This is a genomic window from Paenibacillus plantiphilus, from assembly GCF_927798095.1.
In the GTDB taxonomy this organism is placed as follows: Bacteria; Bacillota; Bacilli; order Paenibacillales; family Paenibacillaceae; genus Paenibacillus_Z; species Paenibacillus_Z plantiphilus.
In genome coordinates this window covers 1-26,091 of record NZ_CAKMMF010000024.1, presented here as the reverse complement: position 1 = coordinate 26,091, position 26,091 = coordinate 1, and the positions used below count along the sequence as shown (strand labels likewise).

General features: G+C 49.2%; 26 protein-coding genes. 5 read left to right on the top strand and 21 right to left on the bottom strand.

Annotated features, from left to right (window positions below; translation table 11 throughout):
• Positions 1–171: 171 nt before the first annotated feature.
• A complete protein-coding gene (hisA, locus tag L6H65_RS19125) occupies positions 172–933 on the bottom strand; it encodes a phosphoribosylformimino-5-aminoimidazole carboxamide ribotide isomerase (protein WP_236344261.1) in 762 nt (253 codons plus the stop codon).
• Between the two features lie 590 nt (positions 934–1,523).
• Here hisA and L6H65_RS19120 point away from each other — a divergent pair.
• Entirely contained in the window at positions 1,524–2,876 is a 1,353-nt protein-coding gene (locus L6H65_RS19120) for an ABC transporter substrate-binding protein (protein WP_236344260.1), read from the top strand.
• Between the two features lie 828 nt (positions 2,877–3,704).
• Here the strand turns inward: L6H65_RS19120 and L6H65_RS19115 are convergent.
• The 16 genes from L6H65_RS19115 to L6H65_RS19040 all read right to left on the bottom strand — a co-directional run bounded on the left by L6H65_RS19115 (position 3,705) and on the right by L6H65_RS19040 (position 17,642).
• On the bottom strand, positions 3,705–4,532 hold the full coding sequence (locus L6H65_RS19115; protein WP_236344259.1) for an HAD family hydrolase: 828 nt from the start codon (positions 4,530–4,532) through the stop codon (positions 3,705–3,707).
• Positions 4,533–4,638: 106 nt separating this feature from the next.
• Positions 4,639–5,100: a GNAT family N-acetyltransferase gene (locus L6H65_RS19110; protein ID WP_236344258.1), complete on the bottom strand. Its 462-nt coding sequence runs from the start codon at positions 5,098–5,100 to the stop codon at positions 4,639–4,641.
• A gap of 1 nt (position 5,101) precedes the next feature.
• Positions 5,102–5,542, bottom strand: a complete 441-nt coding sequence (locus L6H65_RS19105) for a VanZ family protein (protein WP_236344257.1) — start codon at positions 5,540–5,542, stop codon at positions 5,102–5,104.
• A 13-nt stretch (positions 5,543–5,555) separates the two neighbouring features.
• Positions 5,556–6,428, bottom strand: coding sequence for an aminoglycoside adenylyltransferase domain-containing protein (locus L6H65_RS19100; RefSeq protein WP_236344256.1), 873 nt, complete (start codon positions 6,426–6,428; stop codon positions 5,556–5,558).
• Positions 6,429–6,457: 29 nt separating this feature from the next.
• The gene (locus L6H65_RS19095) at positions 6,458–7,243 is read right to left on the bottom strand and encodes a GNAT family N-acetyltransferase (RefSeq protein WP_236344255.1); all 786 of its coding nucleotides are present in this window, start codon (positions 7,241–7,243) and stop codon (positions 6,458–6,460) included.
• Positions 7,244–7,297: 54 nt separating this feature from the next.
• Positions 7,298–7,807, bottom strand: a complete 510-nt coding sequence (locus L6H65_RS19090; protein WP_236344254.1) for a GNAT family N-acetyltransferase — start codon at positions 7,805–7,807, stop codon at positions 7,298–7,300.
• A gap of 73 nt (positions 7,808–7,880) precedes the next feature.
• Entirely contained in the window at positions 7,881–9,842 is a 1,962-nt protein-coding gene (locus L6H65_RS19085; protein WP_236344253.1) for a dihydroorotate dehydrogenase, read from the bottom strand.
• Positions 9,843–9,896: 54 nt separating this feature from the next.
• Positions 9,897–10,355: a GNAT family N-acetyltransferase gene (locus tag L6H65_RS19080; RefSeq protein WP_236344252.1), complete on the bottom strand. Its 459-nt coding sequence runs from the start codon at positions 10,353–10,355 to the stop codon at positions 9,897–9,899.
• A gap of 27 nt (positions 10,356–10,382) precedes the next feature.
• Positions 10,383–11,003 (bottom strand): M24 family metallopeptidase, encoded by a 621-nt coding sequence (locus L6H65_RS19075; RefSeq protein ID WP_236344251.1) that lies wholly within the window; start codon positions 11,001–11,003, stop codon positions 10,383–10,385.
• A 70-nt stretch (positions 11,004–11,073) separates the two neighbouring features.
• Positions 11,074–11,556, bottom strand: coding sequence for an SRPBCC family protein (locus tag L6H65_RS19070; protein WP_236344250.1), 483 nt, complete (start codon positions 11,554–11,556; stop codon positions 11,074–11,076).
• A 226-nt stretch (positions 11,557–11,782) separates the two neighbouring features.
• Entirely contained in the window at positions 11,783–12,982 is a 1,200-nt protein-coding gene (locus tag L6H65_RS19065; RefSeq protein WP_236344249.1) for a GTP-binding protein, read from the bottom strand.
• Between the two features lie 307 nt (positions 12,983–13,289).
• Positions 13,290–14,579 (bottom strand): Calx-beta domain-containing protein, encoded by a 1,290-nt coding sequence (locus L6H65_RS19060; protein ID WP_236344248.1) that lies wholly within the window; start codon positions 14,577–14,579, stop codon positions 13,290–13,292.
• A gap of 243 nt (positions 14,580–14,822) precedes the next feature.
• Positions 14,823–15,266: a Fur family transcriptional regulator gene (locus L6H65_RS19055; RefSeq protein ID WP_236344247.1), complete on the bottom strand. Its 444-nt coding sequence runs from the start codon at positions 15,264–15,266 to the stop codon at positions 14,823–14,825.
• Between the two features lie 577 nt (positions 15,267–15,843).
• Positions 15,844–16,452, bottom strand: coding sequence for a LysE family translocator (locus tag L6H65_RS19050; protein ID WP_236344246.1), 609 nt, complete (start codon positions 16,450–16,452; stop codon positions 15,844–15,846).
• A gap of 86 nt (positions 16,453–16,538) precedes the next feature.
• Positions 16,539–17,420 (bottom strand): hypothetical protein, encoded by an 882-nt coding sequence (locus L6H65_RS19045; protein WP_236344245.1) that lies wholly within the window; start codon positions 17,418–17,420, stop codon positions 16,539–16,541.
• Between the two features lie 54 nt (positions 17,421–17,474).
• The gene (locus tag L6H65_RS19040; protein ID WP_236344244.1) at positions 17,475–17,642 is read right to left on the bottom strand and encodes a hypothetical protein; all 168 of its coding nucleotides are present in this window, start codon (positions 17,640–17,642) and stop codon (positions 17,475–17,477) included.
• Between the two features lie 208 nt (positions 17,643–17,850).
• Between L6H65_RS19040 and L6H65_RS19035 the strand changes: the two genes are divergently transcribed.
• Positions 17,851–18,603, top strand: a complete 753-nt coding sequence (locus tag L6H65_RS19035; RefSeq protein WP_236344243.1) for an MBL fold metallo-hydrolase — start codon at positions 17,851–17,853, stop codon at positions 18,601–18,603.
• 31 nt (positions 18,604–18,634) lie between these two features.
• Here L6H65_RS19035 and L6H65_RS19030 read toward each other — a convergent pair whose 3' ends face one another.
• Positions 18,635–19,183: a nucleotidyltransferase family protein gene (locus L6H65_RS19030; protein ID WP_236344242.1), complete on the bottom strand. Its 549-nt coding sequence runs from the start codon at positions 19,181–19,183 to the stop codon at positions 18,635–18,637.
• Between the two features lie 298 nt (positions 19,184–19,481).
• Here L6H65_RS19030 and L6H65_RS19025 point away from each other — a divergent pair, with 298 nt between their 5' ends.
• Together L6H65_RS19025 and L6H65_RS19020 are read left to right on the top strand one after the other, a co-directional pair.
• Positions 19,482–20,888, top strand: coding sequence for an RsmB/NOP family class I SAM-dependent RNA methyltransferase (locus L6H65_RS19025; protein ID WP_290370457.1), 1,407 nt, complete (start codon positions 19,482–19,484; stop codon positions 20,886–20,888).
• A gap of 211 nt (positions 20,889–21,099) precedes the next feature.
• Positions 21,100–21,192: a dihydroorotate dehydrogenase gene (locus tag L6H65_RS19020; RefSeq protein WP_236344241.1), complete on the top strand. Its 93-nt coding sequence runs from the start codon at positions 21,100–21,102 to the stop codon at positions 21,190–21,192.
• Between the two features lie 119 nt (positions 21,193–21,311).
• Here the strand turns inward: L6H65_RS19020 and L6H65_RS19015 are convergent, their stop codons facing one another.
• Genes L6H65_RS19015 through L6H65_RS19005 form a run of 3 tightly spaced genes read right to left on the bottom strand, consistent with a single transcriptional unit; the run spans position 21,312 to position 24,924 of the window.
• Positions 21,312–22,106, bottom strand: coding sequence for a Cof-type HAD-IIB family hydrolase (locus L6H65_RS19015; RefSeq protein WP_236344240.1), 795 nt, complete (start codon positions 22,104–22,106; stop codon positions 21,312–21,314).
• A 58-nt stretch (positions 22,107–22,164) separates the two neighbouring features.
• The gene (locus L6H65_RS19010; RefSeq protein ID WP_236344239.1) at positions 22,165–22,941 is read right to left on the bottom strand and encodes a pseudouridine synthase; all 777 of its coding nucleotides are present in this window, start codon (positions 22,939–22,941) and stop codon (positions 22,165–22,167) included.
• Positions 22,942–24,924 carry an RsmB/NOP family class I SAM-dependent RNA methyltransferase gene (locus L6H65_RS19005; protein WP_236344238.1) on the bottom strand — a complete coding sequence of 661 codons (1,983 nt, stop codon included), beginning with the start codon at positions 24,922–24,924 and terminating at the stop codon, positions 22,942–22,944.
• A 113-nt stretch (positions 24,925–25,037) separates the two neighbouring features.
• On the opposite strand from L6H65_RS19005, the gene L6H65_RS19000 reads away from it, so the two are divergent.
• Positions 25,038–25,631, top strand: coding sequence for an HAD-IA family hydrolase (locus tag L6H65_RS19000; RefSeq protein ID WP_236344237.1), 594 nt, complete (start codon positions 25,038–25,040; stop codon positions 25,629–25,631).
• Positions 25,632–26,091: the final 460 nt, after the last annotated feature.

Below are 26,091 nucleotides of genomic sequence, written 5' to 3'. Positions count from 1 at the left end.
TTGATGCAGTCCCAAATATCCGGGAAAGGGGGCGGTGTTTCGCTGCATGACGGCGGTCTGTCAACCACATGCGATAAGAATGATATATTCCCGCCAAATCAGATGCAAAAAAAAGCTGCCCTTCCAGGCAGCTTCAACCCCTTATGCTTCAACACCGTCACCGTTGCAACACTACTTCTTCCCGTTACAGTAAGCAACGACAGCCTCATAGGGCAAATTCCCGCCAAAAATATCAAGCGCGCTGCCGATTGTAATATCCAGCTTGCCCTCCGTCAAACGCTGGAACAGCTCCAGGTCCGCAAGCGAGCGCGCCCCCCCGGCATACGTCGTCGGTATCGTCACCCATTCCGCCAGTTGTTCAACCAGGCTCTCAAGAATGCCTGTCCGCTTCCCCTCCACATCAACAGCATGGACTAGAAACTCGCTGCAATACGACTCCAGCTCGCGCAAATGGACTGCATTTACTTCACAATCGCTGAAAGTTCGCCATTGATTCGTAACAACAAACCATTTGCCATCGCGTTGCTTGCAGCTTAGATCGATTACAAGCCTGTCCTTGCCGACTTCAGAGACAATTCGGCGCAAATTGTCCATATCCAGCTTGCCATCTCGAAAAATATACGAAGTGACAATGACCTGCGACGCCCCCGCCTCAAGATAACGCGATGCATTCTCAGCATGGATCCCTCCGCCAATCTGCAATCCGTCAGGATATTCCCTTAGCGCCGCCAATGCCGCTTCCTCATTACCCCCGCCAAGCATGATGACATGGCCGCCCGTCAATCCGTCCTGCTTGAACATGGCTGCATAATAGGCGGGGTCATGCTCCGACACAAAGTTTTCCACCACATGCTGCGGATTGGCATCCAGTGTCTCCCCGACGATTTGTTTCACTTTTCCATTATGCAAGTCAATACATGGTCTGAATTTCATACACTTCTCCTCTTTCCGATTATCTGCTTCCCATTGTAACAGAAATGAATGAATCGCGAATGCTAAACTAAATTGGAGAGGATAGTTTATCTATCCCTTTCTTGGTGCTAAGCATTATTTTTTTCAACCTTTTGATTTGAAATACTTTCGCAAGTATTGGATATTGATTAGTTGACATATTAGTTTCACCAAACTATATTTACTACTAGATAATAAATTTTGTACATATTGTAATTTTTGTATCATTTTTATCAGGTATGCTATACTAGCATCTCTGAACTCTCGCTTTCCCTTTCTAACACTGCACATCACGAGAAGAACATTCCCCAAGTTATCCATATTCGCTTGATTTCATTCCTTATAACCACTGGCTTGCTCTTGCTTCTTAACATGTTTCATTTGCAATTAGAGTACAAGAAGCAAACAATCAGTGAGAGGCAAGAGTGATGCGTATGCCAAGTGATCCCCTATTCCTCGTTTGCATTTCTATTCTCAACTCATACTGGAAAGTGATGAGAATATGCTCGAATGTTTGCGTTAACAAGCTCAATTATACTAGGAACAGCCACAAACTGAGGGGAGCAATTGCAATGGTCAATAAAATAATCTATCCATGTATCACACTTTTACTTGCTTTGTCATTCATACTGAGCAGCTGTTCGAACAATGCGAATGAAGAGCTGCAAGAAATCGACATGAATGCCGAAGCAACTTTAAAGGTCATGTATTATGATGAAAAAGCTTTTTTCGAAAATTACGGCAACTATTTCACATCCCAATACCCCAATGTCCAGCTGGAGGTCATTAGTACACAATCTAACTTCTTATTGCCTAAAACCAAACAAGAGGAACATTATTATAAGCTGATTGAAGACCATAAGCCTGATGTTATTCTAATCGATGAGAGCTATATGGAAACGATGGTGGATAAGGAGCTGTTATACCGTCTCGATTCGGCTATTCAACGGGATGCATTTGATGTGGACAGCATTCTCCCGTTCGTCATAGAGCGCATTAAAGGAATGGGAGCTGGCAGTATCTATGGGCTGGCAACTAGCTTTCATACCTATGCCATTTATTACAATATCGATTTGTTCAATCAATATAAGATAGATTTGCCTCGCGACAGAATGACATGGGAGGAACTATTAGAGCTAGCCGCACGATTCCCAACTACCGGCCAAGAGGACGAACGTGTGTATGGGTATGCCTATACCTATCTTGTAAGTGACCCGTTGCCTGCTATGATTGTAGATATCGGTAAAACAAAAGGATTATCCTATATTAGTTCTGATGCCAAACAAGTGACGATGGACACAGAGCAGTGGCGTGACATTATTCAAAATGTCGTGAAAACCTACCAGTCAGGCACAATTTACACATCGAGAGAGCAAGGGCCAAATGAATTATTTATGAAAGGCCGCTTAGCGATGCGATACGAGAGCTCCTCGTATAGAAACCGGATTGCTTCCTATACGAGCAAGGATAAACCTTTAAACTGGGGAATCGCAAGTACGCCCGTCGATCCAGCTAGTCCTAATCAATCGCTTTACTCGCAGCTATCCGATCTATTTGGCGTTAACAGCCAATCATCGAATAAAAGTCTGGCCTGGGCATTCGTGAAGTTCGTCAACAGTGAGCCATTAGCCAAAACATTGCTAAACACAACAGATGGAGCATTGCCTGTTCGTCCTGCCGTAATATCTGAAGCGAATAATAAATTAGACGCCTTTTATACGCTGACAGAATTGCAGGAGAACAGTAAACGTTACAAACTCCTGCCGCCCAACTTCAACATTTATCCCGTATTGAGCAGAGCAGTATCCGGCATGATTGCCGGTGAGCTTACCATCGACCAAGCTATTCAACAGCTACAGGAACAAGGGAATGAAGCACTGGACAGAGCTTACAAAGAAGAATCGATACTAATGATCTCTGAATAGAAGAAAATGATAACCATTCCCGCTAACGATAAAAACCGAACTAAAGCGATGTACATCGGTTGTGCCTTACCCTTGAAAAAGACTATCCAGGCATTCGCTGTAAGGCTGAAATACCGCGTTACAGCAAGAAAAATTGGAGTAAGGCGCGCTGTAAGCATGATAAATCCTCTTACAGATGATTAGGCGTCGTAGAATCCTCCTCGGCTATCGATTTAAGATGGAAATATCGCGTTACAGCGCGTAATTGAGGAGCGATGTGCGCTGTAAGCATGAAAACCCATCTTACAGATGACTAGGCGTCGTAGAATCCTCTTCAGCTATCACTGTATTGCGGAAAAGACTATGATGCAACGCCCGCTCCACCGAGAAATGCCACCGTGGACTACTCAACCAGCCTGATTTTCACAGGAATGTGCGGATTGTTAGTGGATATCGGAGATTTAGTCAGGTGCACTGTCCACCTGACTTTCTCAACAACATAAAGTCACCCTGTTAGCCGTAGTCCGTGGGGTTGTGGGTTGTGGGTTGTGGGTTGTGGGTTGTGGTCGGTGAATGACTCACCCTGGTTTGGAATCTTTATGAAATGAACTTAAGAAACGGGCAAAGTAGCGGAGCAGGAAGAGGATACTGTAGAAGCGTAAGCGTTCGCCTTTGTTCCCGGATTTCAACCCTGACCCTATCATCAGGAAATCCGGGAACAACAGCGATCGGAAGCTCCTTCTTCCCGCGCAGCGGCTTCTGTCCTCGGATTTAGATCCTTCTTCCTGCGCAGCGGCTTCTGTCCTCGGATTTAGATCCTTCTTCCTGCGCAGCGGCTTCTGCCCCTTATCATAGTCTCGCTTTATGTAGAAACGCAGCTACGCCATGCTGTTCATTCGAAAGAATGGTGGCAGTAGCGACCTGAATAACTTGTTCATGCGCATTCGATACTGCATATTTCTCATCCGCCGCCTCGAACATGGACAAGTCGTTCAAATTATCTCCGAAGCATACCAGCTTATCCGCCCCCACATATTGCTTCACGAACAGCACAGCCTCGCGCTTGTTCGCATGACAATCCGCAATTTCCAGCCAATGAAAGCCCGGTGTATAGATATCCGGTCCAAAATGGCATGTCATCGCCTCATGATCATAAAAGGCTTCATAAGCAGGAAGCAATCGCTCCTGCGTATCAATCGCATTAATCGTAATGATGGATTGCCGCAGGCATTCCTCATAGCTGTCGACAAGCTTGAACCTCGAATCTCCTTGCTGGAGGCGTCCGGTAATATAATTATCTTCACTTTCGTTATAAATGCCTTTGTAATAAATATGTGGGACCGCATTCTCATCGAGCGTATATACAAGCGGTCTGAGCCCGTGATTCTCATAGGCTGTGATCACATCCAACGCATGTCTGGCAGATAGCAGATTCGACTTGATCGTCCGCTTCGCAATCGGATCGTAAATGAATACACCGTTGATGAAAATAAGCGGCAGCTTGAACCGGATTCCTTCCAGCAGCTTGCCGGCTGAGTCGATTGACCGTGCAGTTGCAATCGTAAATTGCAGCCCGTCATCAATCAATTCATTAAGTATCGCCCTGCTCTCTTCACTTATTACCTGCCTGCTGTTCAGCAATGTCCCGTCCAGATCCGATACATACAGCGTTGTCATGAATGGTTCGTCCCCCTTGATCCATCGATTAACGCAATAACGACAAAAGCTGGAAGAAACGAAAAATGAGCAGCCTAAGCCGACCTCCTTCATTTCCATCCAGCATTTATAATTCCATCTCCATACGGATCATGTCCCGGCATGGAATGCCATCCTCATAGATCGGCTCCACATAATGGCGGGGGAAGAAATCGCGATCGACCCCAACAATGCGGAACCCGCATTTCTGATAAAGACCGAGCTGCAGCAGGCTTGAATTCCCTGTTCCAACCTCTATCGTCTTATAGCCGAGACTTGCAGCCGTCACAATGGCATGAAGCGTTAGCTGCCTGCCATAGCCTTTGCCCTGCTCATGTTCGGCTACTGCAATATTGACCAACTCAATCGTCTGCGGTCTTGTTGGCAGCAGTGCATATACGCCAATCATTGGCTGCCCCTGCTCTCTTTCCATCACGAAGCATAGACTTCTATCGATATAGCTCTTCACAACCTCAATCTCTGGATCTGCCAGCAGCAGCAAATCAACCGGATGCGGTTCATTCAGCGCCAGCGCTCTAATATATTCCACCTTACACTCCCTCTGACCGTCCCAACAGGGCCCCCAGTCGATAAATCATATATCCTATAATAGCACCTATTGTATTCAATAGCACATCATCAATATCAAAGCTGCCGCGATGCAGCAGCAGTTGGAGCAGCTCAAGCATAAACAAGACACTTATAAACATCATAGTAAACCGAACAAGCTTTATACGGAGCAAGTAAGGCAGTGCAACTCCGAAAGGCACGAACACGGCCACATTGCCGACAACATTCACAAGCCAATTGCGCAGACTGAAGTGGTCCGCGTGCAGAAAGTACATTTTTAACGTCTCAAACGGAATAACATTGTACTGATACACATCCATGCTCACCTGACTGCGCCCGAATCCGATAAACATCCAATAGATAAGCAATCCCGTATATAAAATGGTAATAATCGCAACAAGCGGCTTCATAATGGTGTTCATGTACTCCTTTTGCTCACTTATTAGATAGCGCTTCAGCTGCCTGTCTATTGCATTCTTCCATCATAAACAGCATATATGCGAGCGCGTCTGCTCGCCTCTTGTTAATAGACTGATAGCTGCTGGGTATACCTCTTCTGTAATGGATCGCCTCTTGAATGATCGGATGCCATCGTTGATCGACATGCTCAAGCATATATTCTCCCGCAGCTGCCTTCGTCGTAATCGCCCGCTCCCGAAACGTATAATAGAGCCGCGAGATGCCAAGCACCCCCCATTCCGCTGCTCCTCTGCTCAATAGCTTCATTCCTTTGACCGACCACAGCTTGGCCGATTGCATCATCCAATTGCGCCAATAGCTATTCAGATTATCCTGCATATTCAGCAGCAAGTCATTCCAATCCACCTCATATTCCAGCATGGAAGGCGACAGACCAACAATCCGAATACCGCTTTCCTTTAGCTCGGCCCATGTGACGGAATTGCATTCGAAATATCCAGATTCATGCAGGCGATTACGATGATAGTAAGGAAATGGAGGAATCTCATGCGGCAGCTTGCCAAGCTGCCCTGACGTCACATAGATCCCGTCCATGTTGGGTTTGCGGGCTCTCGAAGCGACCGTGCGATGAACCTCGGCAAGCACTGCAAGCTGCTCGCTATTCAACTCCTCACTTGTAACCGCAACAAAATCAATATCACTAAGCTCCAATGAATAATCGCCCATTGATATGGAGCCATAAATATAGAACCCCGCCAATAGACCAGGCGCTGCGGCTTCTACCTGCTGAATGTAATCGTTCACAATCGAACGGACACGGCTGTCTGGCAGCATCTCGCTGCTGGCTGGAGCATCACAAGTCAGATCGTAGCGCTTTTCATTCAACATAGTTGTACCCCATCCATTTCACAATCGAATTAGGTCGCCTCACCTTCCCCATGAGAGCTGATGTCTGCTTGCCTATCCGGCTTCACCCAATAGCTATACGTATAAATCTCCTGAAATCCTACCTTATCATATAGTTTCAGTGCAGGACCATTACTTAACACGACAAGCAAATAACAAGTATGAGCTCCCTTGCTCAGCCCCCAGCGAAGCAGATGGCGGACTAACTGCTCGCCATAGCCCTGCTTGCGGCAGCGCTCGTCCGTCACGATATCGTATAACCCCATATATCCCCGCTCCATAACGCCTAAGCCGCATGCGACTGGCATTCCTCCGCTGTACAAAATTGCGAATCCTTGCTCCAACATGGATGACGCCAACAGGCTCCGTGTGACAGCGACAGACTGTTCCGACATCCCCTGCATGCGCGCAATATTGTCAAGCCATTCCTCGCTTAACACGGCCGTGATGTGACACTGAAGCTCAGGCGAAGCGATATGCTGCAGCTCCAGCTTACGGACACTGGAAGGCTCTACTTCCACATAACCTCGTGCTGCCAACACCTCAGTCAATGCGACTGGCTGAACGAACGGTGTCATTTTGAAAATCGTGTTCAAGCCCGCTTTCTGATACAGCCGCTCTACTTCATCAATGCGTGCATGCAATTCCACGTCGTCCGTACAGTCTCCATAGATCGGACTGACAGAGTTGGAGCGTTTCGTATAACCTTCTGCAAACCGCAGCAGCCAGCCATCCACAACGTATGTCTGCAAAGATGGCCAGCTGTTAAGTGCGATCTCTTCGATATGTTTGTACATTTATTCCACCGTCCCACAAATAGGATATGAATAAATATACATTAATTATAATTTTTATTCAATACAATCATTCAGCAGCTTCTGATAGGTAACGATATCCAGCCATCGTCCGAATTTGAATCCAACTTCCTTATAATGGGCAGCTTGCTCATATCCATATCGTGTAAACAAGCTTATGCTGGCTGTATTCTCGGAACATATCGTAGCAATAAGGGAATGGAAGCCCAGCTCTCTTGCTGTGTCTTCAACAAACTGCAGGGAATGGCTGCCCAAACCCTTTCCTGTCTCCTCAGGGTTCAAGTAAATCGTCACTTCCCCTGTAGGGTTAAAGGCGGCTTTCTTCTTATGCTGAGTAATGAGCATATATCCGGCATAACGCCCGTCTATACAGACCACATGTGATCGATAACGGTCATGAAGCGGTTGAATCGCCAAGCTCATCTGCTCCGTAGTCAACGGCTCCATATCAAATGAAACCGTTGTATGCTCGACAAAATAGTTGTACGTATGACGAACCGCTTCCAAATAAGATTCCGTATATTCATGAAACGAAATAGAACTCAAGTTAGTTGCACTCCATTCATCAAATAATGGAAAATAAATCATCTATATCCTGCTCCATTATTCAGCATTCAACTCATGACGCTCGCTCTCTATTATGAATACGAAGCGGGACAGCAGGAGCAGCTCGCATCAGATACGGGTAGAGCCAGATGAGCGCGAGCACGAACAACAGCAGCGCGATTAGCGGCGGCGTCAAATGCCACCAATTCACATATCCGATCCAGAAATGAACACTGAACGCCGCAATAAAGGGAGGCAGTCCAGCCGCGAGAAAAGTCCACCACAACCAGCGCTGGCCCTCTTGAATTCCCCATAGCGCCGTAGCCAGCAGCCCCAGCGCAACAGAGAGCAAAGCGCCTCCGAAACCAGCCCGATCATGCGCAATAAGCGGAATCAAATTCTCATTCGCTCCTTCCAATACAGCTGGAGAAGTCATAAGGAAGGCAAGATCCTCCGGCACAAAAACATCCGTGATGCCGATGTACGAAATAATGATGCCGCCAAGAACAAGCGCAAAGCCTAGTGACACCATCATAAACTGACCTCTCTGGGCCATCCTCCAAACCCGGTCATTACGCATATTGGGTTGCTTACGATAAGGCTCTTCCTTGCGATCCCGCATGGACAATACAAACATCGGCAGAAGCACTGCAGCGACAGCAGCATGCAGCGGATCAAAATAACCGTAACCAAGATAAAGAAAGAAGCTGCTGAAACCGAATAGCGCCGATGTCATAATCGCTGTTCGCGCCCAGTGCAGCCGTTGTCGCAATCCATAACGGGCCAATTGATAGTAGAGAACGCCAATGGAAATCATCGTGCCCGCAAGTGTGATGCGATCATGCGACATGAAGGGCAGAAGTCGGTCATTCAACTGATTGAGCATCTCTGGTGTTGCACAGAGAAAAGCCAGATCATAGGGGAGCACAACGGTGGTGGCAGCTATAACCCAAGCAATAATGCCGCCAATGATCATGCTGATACCTAACAAGCACATCCACCCCCAGCCCTGCCAAAAGCTCGGCGGCTGCGGCACTTCCTCGTGTTCTACAATCCGATGAAGCAGCGCTTCATTGATACGCTTGGGAAGACCTGGTCCCGAGAATACGAGTCCACTATGAAGCTGCACATAATTAGCGCCTGCTTCGGTCAGCGCAAGCCCGTCCTCCGGCTCATGAACACCGCCCGCAGCGATAATGGTCAGCGCATCCCCGCAGGCTTGACGGGCCCAGCTCGTCAGTTGAATCGCATGCTGCAGACCGCCTCTGCCAATCACATAGCCCTGCTCTGTCTTCCATGCATCTCCAACAACAATACCGTCGCATACAGCCCCCGCTTCCTCCAGCTTGTCAAGCCATGCAGCAAGCCGCTCCTTCCCTGCGTCCAGCGGACAATACAGCAGCAGCGGCATGCCCGGAGCCAGCAACCGGGCTGACTCCATCACCGTAGACAAATAGAGCCGTTCATCCTCCAGCGACCAGCTTGCATCCGATATATCGAGATAGAAGCCAGCGGCATATGGCGACAATTGCTTCAGCATTTCCTTCATTTCTGCGGTTGCCTCGGCCGGTGTGCGACCTGGCATATGACGCAAGCGCATAAGCATTGGCAGCTTATGTCCGCGCCTTCCCTTCAACCGTTTCACAATAGCTTCCAAACCCACATTGGCGTAAATTTGCTTATAAATAATCGATTCTTGTGCCGCATCGCGAATGATTGCTTCCTCATCGATTGGATCAATCGTCACAGGACCGACTTCAATAAACCCGAACCCGAATTGCGCCAGCGCAGTGTGAGCCGTGCCTTGCGGATCAAGACCGCCGCTCAGCCCAACTGGATATTTGAATGTGACCCCCATAGCTTCCCCCTCCAGAAGAGGGGATACCTCCATATGGCCCAAGGTTCGGATGACGAGTGATCCGCCAGGAATGCGACTCAGCCCTCCCATTGCATGAAGTGTCGCATTTCTCGCTATCTTGGCAGGCAGTCGGAATAATAGAGGTCGAAACAATGTCTGATAGGACCAATCCGGCATATACATGTCTCCTTATGAACCGATTTCCCCATCCTCTACGCGCCCGCTCAAGCCCTATAGCCCTTTGGCAAAGCAAAGACTTGAAGGGCAGTCCGTATAGGGTCCGAATCGCTCAATCTCGCAGTACCCATGTTTCCGATAGAATTGGAGCGCCTCGAATTGCTGGGGACCTGTCTCCAGCTTGATGCTGCTGAAATTAAACTGCTGTGCCCTCTGTTCAAGGTAAACAAGCAGCCGCCCCGCAATTCCATGATTTCTCCGAGAAGGGTCCACGTAAAATCTCTTCAGCTCCGTGCTTTCCTGATCGATGGGTCGAATTCCGCCGCAGCCAACAGGTATTCCGTTATGATAGGCAATGACGAATATCGCTTCTTCTATTTCAGGATCATCGACATCCACTCCGAATATCTCATCACTGGGATACAGCTGCAGCAGCTCTTCGTCCAGCTTTCCGATCAAATAAGCCAAGTCAGCATGCCGCGCACTAACCTCCACCAACGTTATCGCATCCAAACTCAACATCTCCTGCCGAACATATTTTCAAATGCTTCTATCGATCACATTCTCAAACTTCGCGCCATAACCGCCCATGCCGATATGAGGCTCAATCGCCCACTTCTGCCCCGCCAGCTCTATATCCCGATTCTCGGGACATAGATATATCCGTTGATCCTGATTATTGTAGTTCGTTATAGAATGGCCTATATTCCCATTCGGGTCCAGCAGCTCGTATCCATCTTTAACAATAAGATCATGAGCGTAATCGAACAGCTCACCGATGGTTCTGCACGCTGCGGCATACCGATACGTCTGTTCAAATATCCTTTTGGCAGCGTCGGCTAATCGGTGGAAGTCGGGCGCATCTCCGATGACAATCGTCTCCGAATAATCACCCCATAGCCCCTGTACCATCGGACTAAAATCTATCAGAACAATATCTGCAGGCTGCAAAATAACATCCTCAGACGGCAAATGGCCGCCCCTTGTGCAGTAAATCGAATTCGTATTGAAATTAACGAGCATCGGATACCATAAACCCTCCGCTCCTAAAGCAAGCATTTGTTGCTCGCATATTTCCGCGAATGCCTTCTCCGTAATTCCCGGTGTCAGGAACGGCTTGGCTCGCTGACAAGCTTCTATAGCGACCTCTTGAGCGTTCATTCGATATCTCCCCCATTAAATTTTGCGCACACAATATGCCGAGCTTGGTTCTTGACGAGTCCGCTATCAACTAGCGGGCGCACGAGCCCAGCGCCTGATAGGACTCTTCAACCATCAGCTTCAGCTTGCGATTCCGATCATTAAGAAAACGGGTCATATAATACTTCAGAATTAGACGCTCTGCAACATGGCCGACAATGCCGAAAGGCGCTTCTAGTGCCAGTTCATCCCTCATTACAGTACCAGTTGAACTGGCAGTAAAAGTACGGGAATGCTTCAGACTTTTGAAAGCGCCCGATACCATTTCATCCACAAAATATATAGGCCTCTCGTATGCCGTCACTTTTGAAGTCAGCCGCTGTCGAATCAGGAAATGAGTCGCCTCGAACGTAACCAGCTCGCCCGCTTCTATCATCCCGCTAGTTCTGCCTTCAATAGCGCGTTCTTTCGTATGCTTCCATACCGTCCTTGTATGGATATCAATATCTCTGGCATAATCGAAGCATAATTCAATAGGCGCATCCATCTCAATTTCTGTTCGGATCACAATCATGCTAACACCTCAACAATTATTATGAGGCACAATAAGATGGAAGGCAACGGACTACTTTGAGGGAAAAATAGATGTCGAGAAATAACGGCTGTTCGGTTTTCCGGTCCAGATCTAGTTTGGATATCATAGCGAAACCCCTTCATTCACAAGTGGAATACCCAATTGGGCTTCCAGTTCGAGAGTGAAGGGGTTCATTTGAACAGGACCAGATGGATCGAACAAGGGGCTACTCAGTCTCTCCGATATTATTCGGAAATTCATCCCAAAGCAGGCTGAGATCCCCCTTCATCTCCTCATCGTTCACCAGGCAGGCGTCAAGACTGGCGATCAATTGCGGCTTCTCCATCCCAATACCGATAAAAACAACCTTGTTAATGCGGTCGCCGTGCTCAGGATGCCATGTCTTCATCAATTCGGGCTCCTGCTGCTGCAGCGCCGCCTGCTCCGCCTGGGGCAGTGAGGCAATCCAATAGCCGGCAGGGCCAAACTGTATAGATGGGCCAGCCTGACTCAAGCTCTGCGCATAAGCCGGCCGGGTTGCAAGCCACACCATCCCTTTGGCGCGGACTACTTCAGTCGGCCAATCCTGCATCCAGCGCATGAGCCGCTCAGGATGGAACGGCATACTCCGTTCATATACGAAGGAGGTTATGCCATATTCCTCCGTCTCAGGCGTATGGGCTGGCTTCTCCATCTCTTGCATCCAGCCTGCGGATACGCTTGCTTCATCGAAATGAAACAAGCCTGTGTTCAAGATTTCGGATGGAGCCACATTGCCATGCTCCGTACGGATGAGCTTGGCCCTTGGCTGCAGCTTGCGCAGCACTCCCTCAAGCTCCGTGAGCTCTTCCTCGTCCACCATGTCGCATTTGTTAAGCAGCAGCACATCACAGAATTCAATCTGATCGATGAGCAGATCAACTACCTCGCGTGTATCCTCTTCACCGACAGCCTGACTACGGTCCAGCAGCGTCTCGCCAGATGAATAATCATGCCAGAACCGGTAAGCATCCACTACCGTAACCATACAATCCAGACGGCAGAATGCCGTCAGATCAATGCCATGCTCCTCGTCGATATAAGAGAAGGTCTGTGCAACCGGGATCGGCTCGCCTACACCCGTCGATTCGATCAGAATATAATCAAACCTGTTCTCCCTGGCGAGCCGTTCCACCTCACGAAGCAAATCCTCGCGAAGCGTGCAGCAGATGCATCCATTGGACATCTCCACGAGCGTCTCATTCGTTCTGGATAAGCCTCCGCCATCCTTAATCAGCTCGGCGTCGATGTTAACCTCGCTTAAATCATTGACGATTACAGCCACCTTCAGCCCATTGCGATTGTTCAGCACATGATTCAGTACCGTTGTTTTTCCCGCACCCAGATATCCGCTTAGGACAGTTACAGGCAATTTGTGATCATTCATTGTTTGCCACCTCTTTTTATGTAATAATTACGATTTAAAGGGAAAATAAAAAACAAAGTTAAGAAACAGACAAAGGAGCAGCGCAAGAAGAAGGAACCATCTTTAGTTCGCTTTAAATAAGTCTCACTTATTTAAACGTAATAATTACTATTTAAATTAGAGTAACAATTGTTCTCCTCTTCTGTCAACCAATTTACCTGCAGCGACTTCTATCATTGCGCCATGAAAGGACTTATTCGGATTCAATCCACTTGCCTGGACTGAGCTTCATAAGTCCTTCATTTGGTGCTAATATCAAGAAACAGATCTATTTCTTCGGCAGATGATCCGTGTCATAAATAACCACTTCCGCTACATATTTGTCGCCAATGCGAACACGATTGTTCCGATTCGCGCTCAATACAATCCCGAAGGACTCTCTGTACTCTTTCAGCGAATCATCTACAAGCTTCACTCTAATGTTCTTCTTCGTTTCTCCATCCTCAAAGGTGATCGTTCCATCCTCAGAGTGGATAACTCCCCATGGATTTCCGTAATTTAATGGATCACCCAGGAGATCCACTCCAAATGTCGCCGTATTCGAGAACAAATAATACTCTGCACTTATACGGCCTTTGGTATTCCCTTTACGAACGACTTCTACGTCTACCCATTTTGTTTCTTCAATCGAGTAATAAATAGGGTCCTTGAATTCTATAGTAGAGGGTGCAGGCGTATCAACAATCGGAACCGTCAAACTAGGTTCGATTTCGGATGAAAGCACCGCATTGCCCGTCGGGTTGGAAAGCGTTATCGTAATCGATTTATTCGGTCCTTGAAGTCCATCATTAATAGTTGGAACAACAACTTCCGTCATATACTCTCCTGGTGCTATCACTGCTGTGCCGCTTACAGGGCCTGTATAATCAACTCCGGCAATTGCTGTATCACTGGTTATGGTGTAATCTACCGTTACTCTGCTGTTTGTTGGATAATTAGGTGCAATCCTGAAAATAACATTTTCGCCTTCATTCTGCTCATCGCAAGGAACTACATTTTCGATATCTGTGCACCTGGCATACACTTCAATTGTACGCGGTTCTGCATCTTCATCGAATACATACCACCATATCTCATAATCGTTGGTAACTTTAACCTCCCCTGTAGAGGGATCCAAGAGCTTCACACCAAACATTGCGTCATTAGTACAAAATTCGTATTTAACCGGAATCCAAACTCGAATCGTTTTTTTCAATTCTCCGTCCGCAAATACGACCGTTCCGCTTGTTTCAACATAATCACATCCTGGAACCCCTGTGATACTATACGTTTCATAGTCTACTCTTGCTTCACCCTTTGTGTTGAACCAACGATATAACGGAATATCAATATAACCGGGAGTAGCATTCGCAATATCATACTCGATGCCTAGTCCCATAAAACCGAAATCGATCATATCATTCGGCGGCACTAGCTTACCATTGACAGCTGCTGCTGAATTTCCTGCCGCCGCAGCTCCCCCTTGAAAGATAGTCAACACCCATACTGCTGCAAGCAAGCTGGCAGTCAATACTCTAAACCATCGTGATGCTTTCCTTCTTATGTTACAACGATTCATATGCCGCACGCCTCCATTTACACTGATTTACGATACATTTCGTATCGTAATCCACCACAAATGGCATGTCAAGGTTTATTTTACTTTTATACCCATACTAATCCTGATACGCACTAGTGTCAGTCTACACAGAAAAAACCCTTCGTCCTAAGGCTGCATGAATTGCATTCACCTTATGATTAAGGGCTTTGTCGAAATTGTTATTAAACAAGTCGTCAACACGCTGCTATCTGTTCTCGCTCGTTAATTCTCCTTGCCGGGTTCCTTCTGACATTCCTCGCAAACGCCATACACCTCAAAGCGGTGGTTAACAATTTTGAAGCTGCCGGGCAGCTCCAAGGTTTGCTCCATCGGGCAATAGTCAAAGGTTAGCGTCTTCTCGCAGTTGATGCAAATCAAATGGTGATGGTGATGAGACAGACAGCTCCCGCGGAACTTCAGCCCACCTTCCATAAAATAAAACTGCTCCAAAGCGCCCATCTCGCTCAATAGACGCAAATTGCGATAAACCGTATCAAAGCTCACACTCGGATACTGGTTGGTCATTTGATCATAGACATCTTTAGGCGATAGATAGCCTTCATGCTTCGCGAATATTTCTGCTAATGTCCGGCGTTGCTCCGTAATACGCCATCCGCTTCGAGACATAATATCAATCATCTGTTTAACTGTATTTTTCTCCGCCATGAGTTAAATTCATCTCCAACCCGGTGTATGATCAGTTTCAGGTCCATGATGCATACCTGTTCAAGATCATTGACATACCGGCACTTTCATCCTATCTTAACAGCATTAAGGACATATTTCCACCATCGTTAAAGGAGTTCGACAGGCTGCGCCGAATAATATAATGGATAAAATTAGGAATAAAAGGTCTACTAATCCTAACATACAGATTTCGTTTCGGGACCAATTTGAAAATTTGAACCGGCAGCATCTATTTATCGCAAGTCCCACACTGCGAACTATTGAGACGACTAATCTTTTAACTGAAACATTGGCGCATCCTCAAAAATATATAAGCCCTATAGTTGGTCCTAGAGTGTTCCCCTTGCATGCGGAATCGATGACAGAAATCTGTGACCTCCCGTTGCCAAGCAAAACAATTAGCAGTCGATTTCCCGACTATATGCGACTGAATAAGACAAACGAGCAGCTGTGGGACGATGGGATCAACACAATTGAACAAAGTAAATTCAATGCATGGGGGGAGCAGGCACGCATACCGTAAACATCTAGCAAGTTCTCCCTCACTTCACTCTACCTACATGCGAAAAATGCCCACAATGCTTACAGCTCCGAACAGCAGCAATACGATACCTGAGCCTCGGTTAATCCAGAGCATGACATTGGCGCTGATCATTTGCCTGATGAAACCAACAATCGTGCATAGAAGCAGCCACCACAGCAGCGAGCCAAGGAATATGCCAAGCACGAGCGTCATCCCCTCCCAAATCCTCGTATCCGCTGCGCTTATTCCTGCGAATATGCCAAGGAATGATACGATCGTTACAGGATTTATGATCGTGAGGACGAAGGTTGTGAAGTACGCGCCGGACAATCTTCCGCTCAAGCCTGCTTCTGCTTCACCATTCTGATTCGGCTTGCTTTTCAACGCCTGATAACCCAAATAACAGAGGAACAAACCCCCTATTAGAGAAATCCATACCCTCTGCTCCAGCAGCAGCTGCATCAATACTCCGAAGCCGACAGCAGCAAGAATGCCATAGAGAGCATCGGCAGTTGCTGCTCCCAGTCCCGATACTATACCGAATAACTTGCCCTGATTAATCGTTCGCTTCATACATAGAAGTCCAATCGGACCGACTGGGGCGGCAATGGCAACTCCAATCATAATTCCCTTTATTAACATCTCATTCAAGCCTCCGGCGCAAATTCATCTTCGATTCCAATCAGTCCATCTCATCCGCAACCTTGCGCAATCATTGATTTGTCCTGCTAAATCGGCGAGGTGTAGCGGGAATACCCGAATTCCGACTCCGTGAATATATCCCCATTCTCCTGCAGCAGGAAGGAAATAGCGCCCTCAGGGGCCCACCACTCTACACCTATAACAAGTCCGTCGCCTGTGTTCGCGGCGAACAGGAAATTGAACATATCCGGAATCACTTCTCCGCCATCATCTACCCGCCATACCGATGTCCCATCCTCCATAACCGCTGGATAGTCCTTAAAGACAAGCTTATCATCTCGCTTCAGCACGATGCTGAACAGCATATCCTTATCCTGTTTCTCGAATTGCGCTACATACAGCCCCGCATTCTCTCCCATATCGGCAACATGCCATATATTCATGATCGCTCTATTCTTGGCCTTCACAATAGCACTCTTCATTTCCTCTGCAACGTCAGAGCTCGATGGCTTCACGATCGGCACAAATGCATTCATACTCACTTCATTGCCATCAAACAAATAATAAGTCTCATCCCCTGTCGCCGTACCCTCCTCTATAGCGAAAATAAACCCTGCAAGGTTATCAAAATTATGCGCCATTTGTCTACCGTTAGACGCTTCCCCTTCCTCTTGCCATCTCATAAAAGATAGATACAACACCTTTCCGTTCTCCCCAATCGCCTTATTCAGCTTGGATACGTCATCCAGCCGCGAGCTCTCTAGGCCGGTCACGATAAGGTGCTTGCCCTCCGCATCAGCGAAACCAAACACATCCGTCAGCTTCGCAGAATCAAGAATCGCAGCCGCTTCGGGTTTATTCGACTCCTTTTCCCCTATATTAAGCTCCGTCTTTTCCTTCGAGCACCCCGCAGCCAGAACTAGAACCAGCGCCACAATCGACATAACGATAACAATTAACTTCCTCATAAATAAGCCTCCCTCTTCCTGCTGTTGTTGCGAATTTCTCTACTTCTTCATTCATTACACCTTGTCTTTCCCCTTCTCCTGTACCACCTTGATCAGAAGATCCAGCCTGCCAATTATTCTTTCTTCATTATCCAAATGCTGCTTCATTCGAAATAAAATACCGCAAAATCCGAAAAACACCACGACCATCAGTATGCAAATAACAACGAAAATTTCATCCACTTCAACATTCACTCCCTTGTGAGATACCATCTTAATTGCGAAAATAATTACAAAAAATCATAACGTGATTTTTATTGACAAAAATATATTTTTGTGATATAATATAAATTTTAAATATTTACAGGTATCATTCTCTTTGCTACTATTAGTCTCATTCTATAATGCGCTGCTATTAGACAGATTGCAGCCAGAAGAGGTGGAGACTATTATGCATATTGCCAAAGGAATCAGCATGTTAACCATTTCAGCCGCGATGATGGGTCGAACCGAGGTGATTCATCCCGCCTTAATCTGGGACGAGCATACGACGATATTGGTAGATACTGGATATCCCGGTCAACTGCCTCTCATTCGCGAAGAAATGGAGAAGTTGGGGATTTCCTTTAACAAGCTGAACAAAGTCATTTTGTCGCATCAGGATCTGGACCACATTGGTTCTCTGCCGATCATAGCTGCCGAATTGGCTCCTGCCGTAGAAGTATTCGCAAGCAAGCTGGAGCAGCCCTATATACAAGGAGATGCAATGCTGCTCAAAATCACGCCCGACTCCATCGCTCAGGCTATGGAAGCTATCCCCGCAGAAGTGCCGGACGAGTGGCGCCGGGCATTTCGGCAATTGCTGGAGAATCCGCCTAAAGCGAAGGTAGATACGCTGCTGACAGACGGGGAAGAGCTCCCTTACTGCGGAGGACTGACCGTTATCGCTACCCCGGGGCATACTCCAGGCCATATCAGCCTCTATCACCAGCAAAGCAAAACTTTAATCGCCGCAGATGCAATGATTGTTGTAGATGGGCAATTATTGGGACCTGATCCACAGCAAAGCCTCGATTACGCCCAAGCCAAGCGATCCTTGTCAAAATTTGTTCCATTCGATATTGCCGCCGTGATTTGTTACCATGGCGGCATATACACTGCGGATGTCAATCAGCGTATAGCAGAGCTTGCAGCAGCGGAATAAAAGGGATTCATGGGCTGGCAGAGGGCAGCGATCACTCTTCAATAATAGTAAGAAGAGGCCATTGCTTCTTCCAGCCCTTCCCATTCACACGTCTCCTATAATAATTCCGATCCATGAATAAGGGGCTTCTCCTGACGACCATTTCATATAAATCCTCTAATCCATAAGGACAGCACAGCTCCACACCGTCAGCGTCATTCAGCTTGACTCCAATAGCGGTTGCAGTCTCCGGCCATTTGCTTATCGCATCCTCCGTGGAATGATAGGGCTGGTCGCCATTGCCTACATGCATTCTTGCTTGATTTTTCACCGACCACTTGTCGTTGCCGGTCCGAGCGATTAGCATTTGCTCCAATACCTGATCCCGCTCTTCTAGCAGGTCTTCTCTATCAAAATAGATGACATCAATATCATTATGCAGCTTCCTATTCGCAAAGCCATGTAGCTCATCCCATATATAATTTCGAATATAGCCGGCAGCGATATAACATTGAGGCAGTCCCAGCTCTCTTACTAATCTCAAATCGTTCAATAACGTGTCATGCCCCATAATAGATTGCTTCAACCGAGAATCCAGCACCTCGTTTCCTCCTCTTTCCACGCACAATCTTCACTTCACATCACATTCCACTTCAGCATTGTATTTCGAATTTAGTGTTTATTATTCATTCAATCATCTATATAAAAATTGATTCCGAGTATTCTTCACAATTCGACACAGACCCTTTATTTTCCTTTTTGGCAAAAGAATGAGTTGCAGCACCTCTGTTCTCCTCCATTCCCAGCGCTCGAACAATCCCGTAATTATGATATAATGATGGGCAGCGAAACATCGATTCATGTACATAAGTATAAGGACAAAAGGAGCCTGAAAAGACGTGCAGCCTCAATTGCCAGAAGCATTCATTCATAATATGAGAACTATACTCGGTCCCCGGCTTGATACGTTTCTTAGCAGCTATAGCGAGCCGAGAGTGTACGGATTGCGCATAAACCCGCTTAAGTCGTACGACCCGAAGCTTGTTACGGCTTACGCTGAGGAAGCTTTCGGGCTTCAGCCTGTGCCGTGGTGTCCTGCCGGATACTACTATAACGAAGCTTCAAGACCGGGCAAGCATCCTTATCATGCAGCAGGGCTGTATTATATACAGGAGCCATCGGCGATGACTGCTGCCGAGCTGCTGGACCCGCAGCCTGGAGAGGTTATTCTGGATCTCGCAGCGGCCCCTGGCGGCAAGACCACACAGATCGCAGGCCGAATGCGTGGTCAGGGCGTGCTAGTCGCTAATGAGATTCATCCCGCAAGAGCCAAAATATTAAGCGAGAACGTTGAACGCTGCGGCGTCGTGAACGCCATTGTAACCAGTGCAGCTCCAGATGAGCTGTCCAGAAGATTCCCTGCACTATTCGACCGGATCATGTTGGACGCCCCATGCTCGGGCGAAGGGATGTTTCGAAAGGACGAGAGCGCGATTGCCGAATGGTCGGATGCTCATGTCGCCATGTGCGCCGCCAGACAAGCCGATATTCTGGAGCACGCGGCAATCATGCTGAAGCCGGGAGGAAGATTGGTGTATTCAACCTGCACCTTCAATCGCAGTGAGAATGAAGATGCAATCGCCGCCTTCTGCAAGGTCAATCCAGCGTTCGAGCTGCTGCAGACCGAACGGATTTGGCCGCATGAATCGCGCGGCGAAGGGCATTTTGTCGCTGTGCTGCGCAAGGCTGCAGACAGCACAGCCATGCACAGCACGCGCGATGACCGTCGGAATCGCGGCGGCGGCGGTGCGGGCAGCGGCCGCCATGATTCCGGCGGCCGTGCCAAGAAGGGCATCGCCGGGGATATGGCGATGCTGCACAGCTTTGCCGAAGCCGCCTTGCCCGGCGACGGCTTCGAGCTTGGACCCGGCGAGCCGCTTCGCTTCGGCGACGCCCTTTACTGGCTGCCGCATACAGCAAGCGGCAGCCCGATCCGGGCAGGCGACCTGAAGGGTCTCAAGGTCGCCCGCCCGGGACTGCACCTTGGCGACATCCGCACGAACCGGATCGAGCCCTCGCATGCGCTCGCGCTCGCCGTTCCGGCGGATGCCGCCAGGTGGGTACAGACCTACCGGCCAGAGGCCCCGGAGGTCGCCGCCTTCCTGCGCGGGGAGACCCTCCCCGCACACGAAGCCAGCTCCGGCTGGGGCCTCGTCGCCGTAGACGGCCTGCCGCTTGGCTGGGGCAAAGCCAGCGGCGGCCAAATCAAGAACCACCTCCCCAAGGGGCTCCGGTGGTTCAAATAGACAGCCGTCCCTCCCTGTCGGCTGTCTTTCGTACAAGCATCCCGAACTGCTGCGATTCAAGGCAGGACAACTGCCCAATTGTGAGACAGCAAGGGCATCTGTCCAATCGCCAAGGGCGGAAATTCATACAATACTGTATACCGAGTGCCGAGAACTATCGACGCGAACGAAGAAGCGCGGTACCGGAAATACTTTTCAGGGAGGAATTAGCATGTCCGGTCTACATGGAGGGTTTACCTCTGCTGGTGTAATCCTGGTACTGTTTATTCTGCTGGTCATCGTATCCCGCGGAATTCTGCACTAATCCAACACTTAGCCAATAATGCAAAACAGCCGAAGGATTCCCTTCGGCTGTTTTACATTTCATTATATCCATTACATACCCTTATCCGACTCCAGCATATTCCTGCACGCGTCCAATCCTTACCAGGCATATGAGCGGAGCGCGTGCGCAACGCCATCCTCTTCATTTGAGAGGGAGACGGCATTAGCCGCAGCTTTTACCGCTTCTGGCGAATTCGCTACCGCAATGCCCAAACCGGCGAAGGAGAGCATGCCCACATCATTAAAATAATTGCCGATCGCCATAATTCTGGAAGGGTCAATTGCGCGAGCCTGTGCAAGCTGCTTCAATGCTGCGGCCTTGCTGGCCTCACGATTCTGCACATCGATAAAATAATCGCCGCTCCGGATAAACTGCAGACCATCCGTCCATTGCTGCCAATCCGCTTCAATAATGTCGATCTCTCTTTGCTCGCCAAACACCGTAAACTTGATCAGCCCATCGGGCAGAGAATCGGCAGCATTTCGCCAAATCGGCTCAACCCTATACCTGCTGTACATCGCCTCTGCTCCCGGCGTAATCCCTTCAATCATAAGATCAAACGCCGTATTCAGATCAAAATGATGTCCGCCAAGCAGACAATAATCGCGAAATTGCGCAACCTCATCCGCTGTAAAACCATATTGATGAATAACCTCGCGTCTGGCAGCGTCTACCGTTGCCGCCCCATTATGCGTAATTATCGTGCCCGATAGACCTAGCTCCTCTAATACCGGCAGCGTATTCGTTGGACCGCGGCCTGTGCACAGAACAATCTCCGCGCCTCGCGAAGCGGCTTCCCGTACAGCCTCTCTCACCGCTGGCGTCAGAACGTGATCATCTCTCAGCAGTGTTCCGTCAACATCAAGTGCAATCATGTCATAATGAATACTCATGCTGTCTCTTCCTCCCTTAGCCTTCTGCAAGGCAGAAAGCAATATCGAAAGTAATCATCTAGTTGCTAATGACACTGCCCGCCTCTGAAAGTCCGTCTCGCAGGGCAACTAACGTTGCCAGCTCAGAATCTGTCAGCTCCCGATATTCTCCAAGCGCCAAAGTCTCGTCCAGATGCAACGGACCCATCGACACCCGCCGCAAATAGACGACCTCCTTGCCCACCGATTGAAACATCCGTTTCACCTGATGGAATTTCCCTTCATGAATCGTCAGCGTAATCCGGCTCAGCACGCCGTTCTCGCCTGATACCCGTTCTCTTACCGTCAGCTGAGCGGGCATCGTTTCATACCCGTCATCAAGCGTTACGCCAGCGGAAAAAGCCTGTACATCCGCATCTCCCACATCACCGAGAACGTCAGCCTCATAGATTTTCGGCACATGCTTGCGCGGCGACAATAGCTCATGCGACATACGGCCATCGTTCGTCAGCAGCAGCAGACCTTCCGTATCCTTATCGAGACGGCCAACCGGAAACGGCTGCAGCACCCCATCCTCAGGGTCCAGCAGATCAATTACCGTCCGATCTCGTTTATCCTCCGTAGCCGAAACAACACCTTGGGGCTTATTCAGCATCAGATAGATCGTTTCCCGATAGAGCACCTGCTCATCATCGAACAGCACGAGAGCAGTCCCAGGATCGAGAATAAGCCCGCTGTCCTTCACAATCATGCCATCCACCGAGACGCGTCCTTGCTTGACCGCTCTCCTGACCTCACTGCGGGTTCCCCGCCCCATATTGGCAAGCAGCTTGTCCAGCCGCATTTTCTTCGTCATCTACATCCACCTCCAGCCAGCGGGCAGCTCATTTTTCAGCAAGCCATCCCCGCCGTATTTCCCCCATCCGATTGGACAATCATCCGCGCAAACGAGGACGTAGCCTTTTGCCGCGATCTCTTTCGTACCGTCAGGAGCCAATGCTCGCATATCCCCATCATGCGGGGCAGTCCGGCTTTCAGAAGCGTCCTGCAAGACCAGGCGGGACGCATCGACATGCAGCGTCTCGCCCTTCAAATAACGAAGCGTCGCTTCCTCATCCGCCCGCAGCCGCAGCGTCAGCGCCGCTTCCCCGCAGCGCAGCCCCATGGCCAGCGCTTGCGACGGCTCAAACCGGTGCGTGCCGGCTTCGCCAACGAACCAGCCGGCGCGCACCACGCGCAGACCATCCAGCCGCGGCAAGCCTGGCGGCTGCAAATAGACGCGCGAGCCATAGGCCACCGGCTCGCCGCTCCAGCGCTCCGCGCCGACCAATCGCTCAGCGGCGAAGCGCCGCCACGCCTCGACGGCGTCAACCACCCCGGCCGCGCCGCCGCCACTGGCTCGCTTAAGCCCATCACCGCGGGCCTTTCGTCCGCGCCCCGCTTCCGCTCGCATCACGCTCCCGCGCTCCGCATCCGCTCGCATATCACCCCGTCGCTCCACGCGTCCCGCTTGCTCCGTTCTCTCACCCTTGCTCCCGCGCTCCGCATCCACTCGCACGCCATTCCGTCGCTCCACGCGTCCCGTTTGCTCCGTCCTCTCACCCTTGCTCCCGCGCTCCGCATCCACTCGCATATCACTCCGTCGCTCCACGCGTCCCGCTTGCTCCGTTCTCTCACCCTTGCTCCCGCGCTCCGCATCCGCTCGCACGCCATTCCGCTGCTCGCCGCGTCCCGCTTGCTCCGTCCTCTCGCCCTTGCTCCCGCGTCCCACTCGCTCCAACGAGCCTTTTCCAACGTCATTATCAGCGTCCTTCTCCACCACTCCGCCGAGCATCCGTTTTCGCAGAACAGCTGCATAGTGGCCTTCGCCACCAGTCAAATGCGGCCATAGCCTCACTGTTCCAGAGAGGCTATTGATCAATTCACTCCCAGCAGGCAGCGTCGCCACCAAGTCTGATCCGATCCAGTCAGGTCTACCCGGAGCCCAGCCATGAGCCAGCGCAACTGGAACGACCTCCAAATCTTGATAAGCTGCGAGCAGTTCAGCGATTTGCGCTTCATTCTCCTCTGGCGAGAAGGTGCAGGTAGAATAAACGAGAGTACCTCCGGGTGCCAGCATCCGATACGCATGCTTCATTATATCCCGCTGCATGGCAGAGCAGCGGGATACAGAATGCCGTTCCCATTCGCCTATCATAGACTCATCCTTACGGAACATGCCTTCACCGGAGCAAGGCGCATCCACCAGAACACGGTCGAACCAACCTTCGAACACCTTTGCCAAAGCTGCAGGTTCTTCATTTAGAACAACAGCATTGCGTATTCCAGCCAGCTCGATATTTTTCGCCAGCGCCTTCGTCCGTTCCCGTGCATTGTCATTCGTGACAAGAACACCCTTACCCTGCAGCTTCGCTGCCAGCTGAGTAGACTTCCCGCCAGGAGCCGCGCAGAGATCAAGCACACGATCGCCCGGCCTTACATCCAGCAATTCTGCCGGAACCATGGCGCTAGGCTCCTGAATGTAATAAAGCCCCGCATGATAATGCGGATGCTTCCCTGGGCGATCAGAATCCACATAATAATACCCCCCCGAAGCCCAGGGAATAGGAACAAGCCTGTCCCCCCAAGGCGACAGCTTCAAAAATTCACCCTCAGACAATTTCAAGCCATTGACACGCAAACCATACTTCCGCGGCTGTTCATACGATGCCATGAATGCCTCATACTCGTGATCCAGCAGACCTTGCATTTTATCCAAAAACGATTGCGGCAGCGTGATGCTCACATTCGAAACCCCTTCCGCCGATCCCTCGCTCAATAGTAGAATCGATACCATCATTTATGAATCCTATTGTATAATAAAGCAGTTGACTTGACCAACAGATAGCGCAAATATAGATATATTCCATTTATCCAATCAAAATGTACAACAGCTCTCGAAGGAGGCCAATCATGCATACCAAACCTCAGCTTGTCCTTGATATCGGGGGTGTACTACTCACCAATCTATCACCGCAATTTTGGCAGGAACTGACCGCCGCTACGACTATTTCACACTCAGAACTCACAGCACGCTACCAGGCACAAATGAGTCCATCATTATGGTCTGGCCGTATATCAGAAGATCAATTCTGGGACTGGTTATGCGAGCAGTGCTCAACGATTGACGGTCCAAGCGCTCGCGAATTACTGCAAGCAAAGCTGCAGCCGCTGCCAGCGTTGGATTTGCTGCCTGAGTGGAGCCGCTTAGCAGACATACATATACTTAGCAACCACAGAACAGAATGGATCGCCCCACGCTTGACCGAAGTCCAGCAATTCATAACAAGCATGACCATATCCAGCATAGTCGGAGTGGCTAAACCGAATCTGGACATTTACAAATTGGCGGCATCGCGTTTAAATCCGAACCAGCGTATCTTGTTCGTCGATGATAAAGAGACCAATCTGCTTGAAGCCTCGCGTCTAGGCTGGCATACACTGCTTGCAGACGAGGAAGGCAGATGGCTCGGGCAGGTGATCCCTCAACTATCTGCATCCTACTAATACAGATTGATTGAACGAATGCTAATTGGTTTGGTTTCTCAGCAATCGCTTATCCCTGCCCACATTAAATTTGCATCGAACATGAATATCGGCTAGTTTTCCTGCTGTAAGCCGTTTTTTCCGCGCTACAGCTTACTTTCTGCGCGGATGATACGCTGTAAGCGGATTTTTCCGTCTTATTGGCTGCATCGAACATGAGTATCGGCTAGTTTTCCTGCTGTAAGCCGGTTTTTCCGCGCTAAAGCTTGCTTTCTGCGCGGATGATACGCTGTAAGCGGATTTTTCCGTCTTATTGGCTGCATCGAACATGAGAATCGGCTAGTTTTCCTGCTGTAAGATGGTTTTTCCGTGCTACAGCTTGCTTTCTGCGCGGATGATACGCTGTAAGCGGATTTTTCCGTCTTATTGGCTGCATCGAACATGAGTATCGACTAGTTTTCCTGCTGTAAGCCGGTTTTTC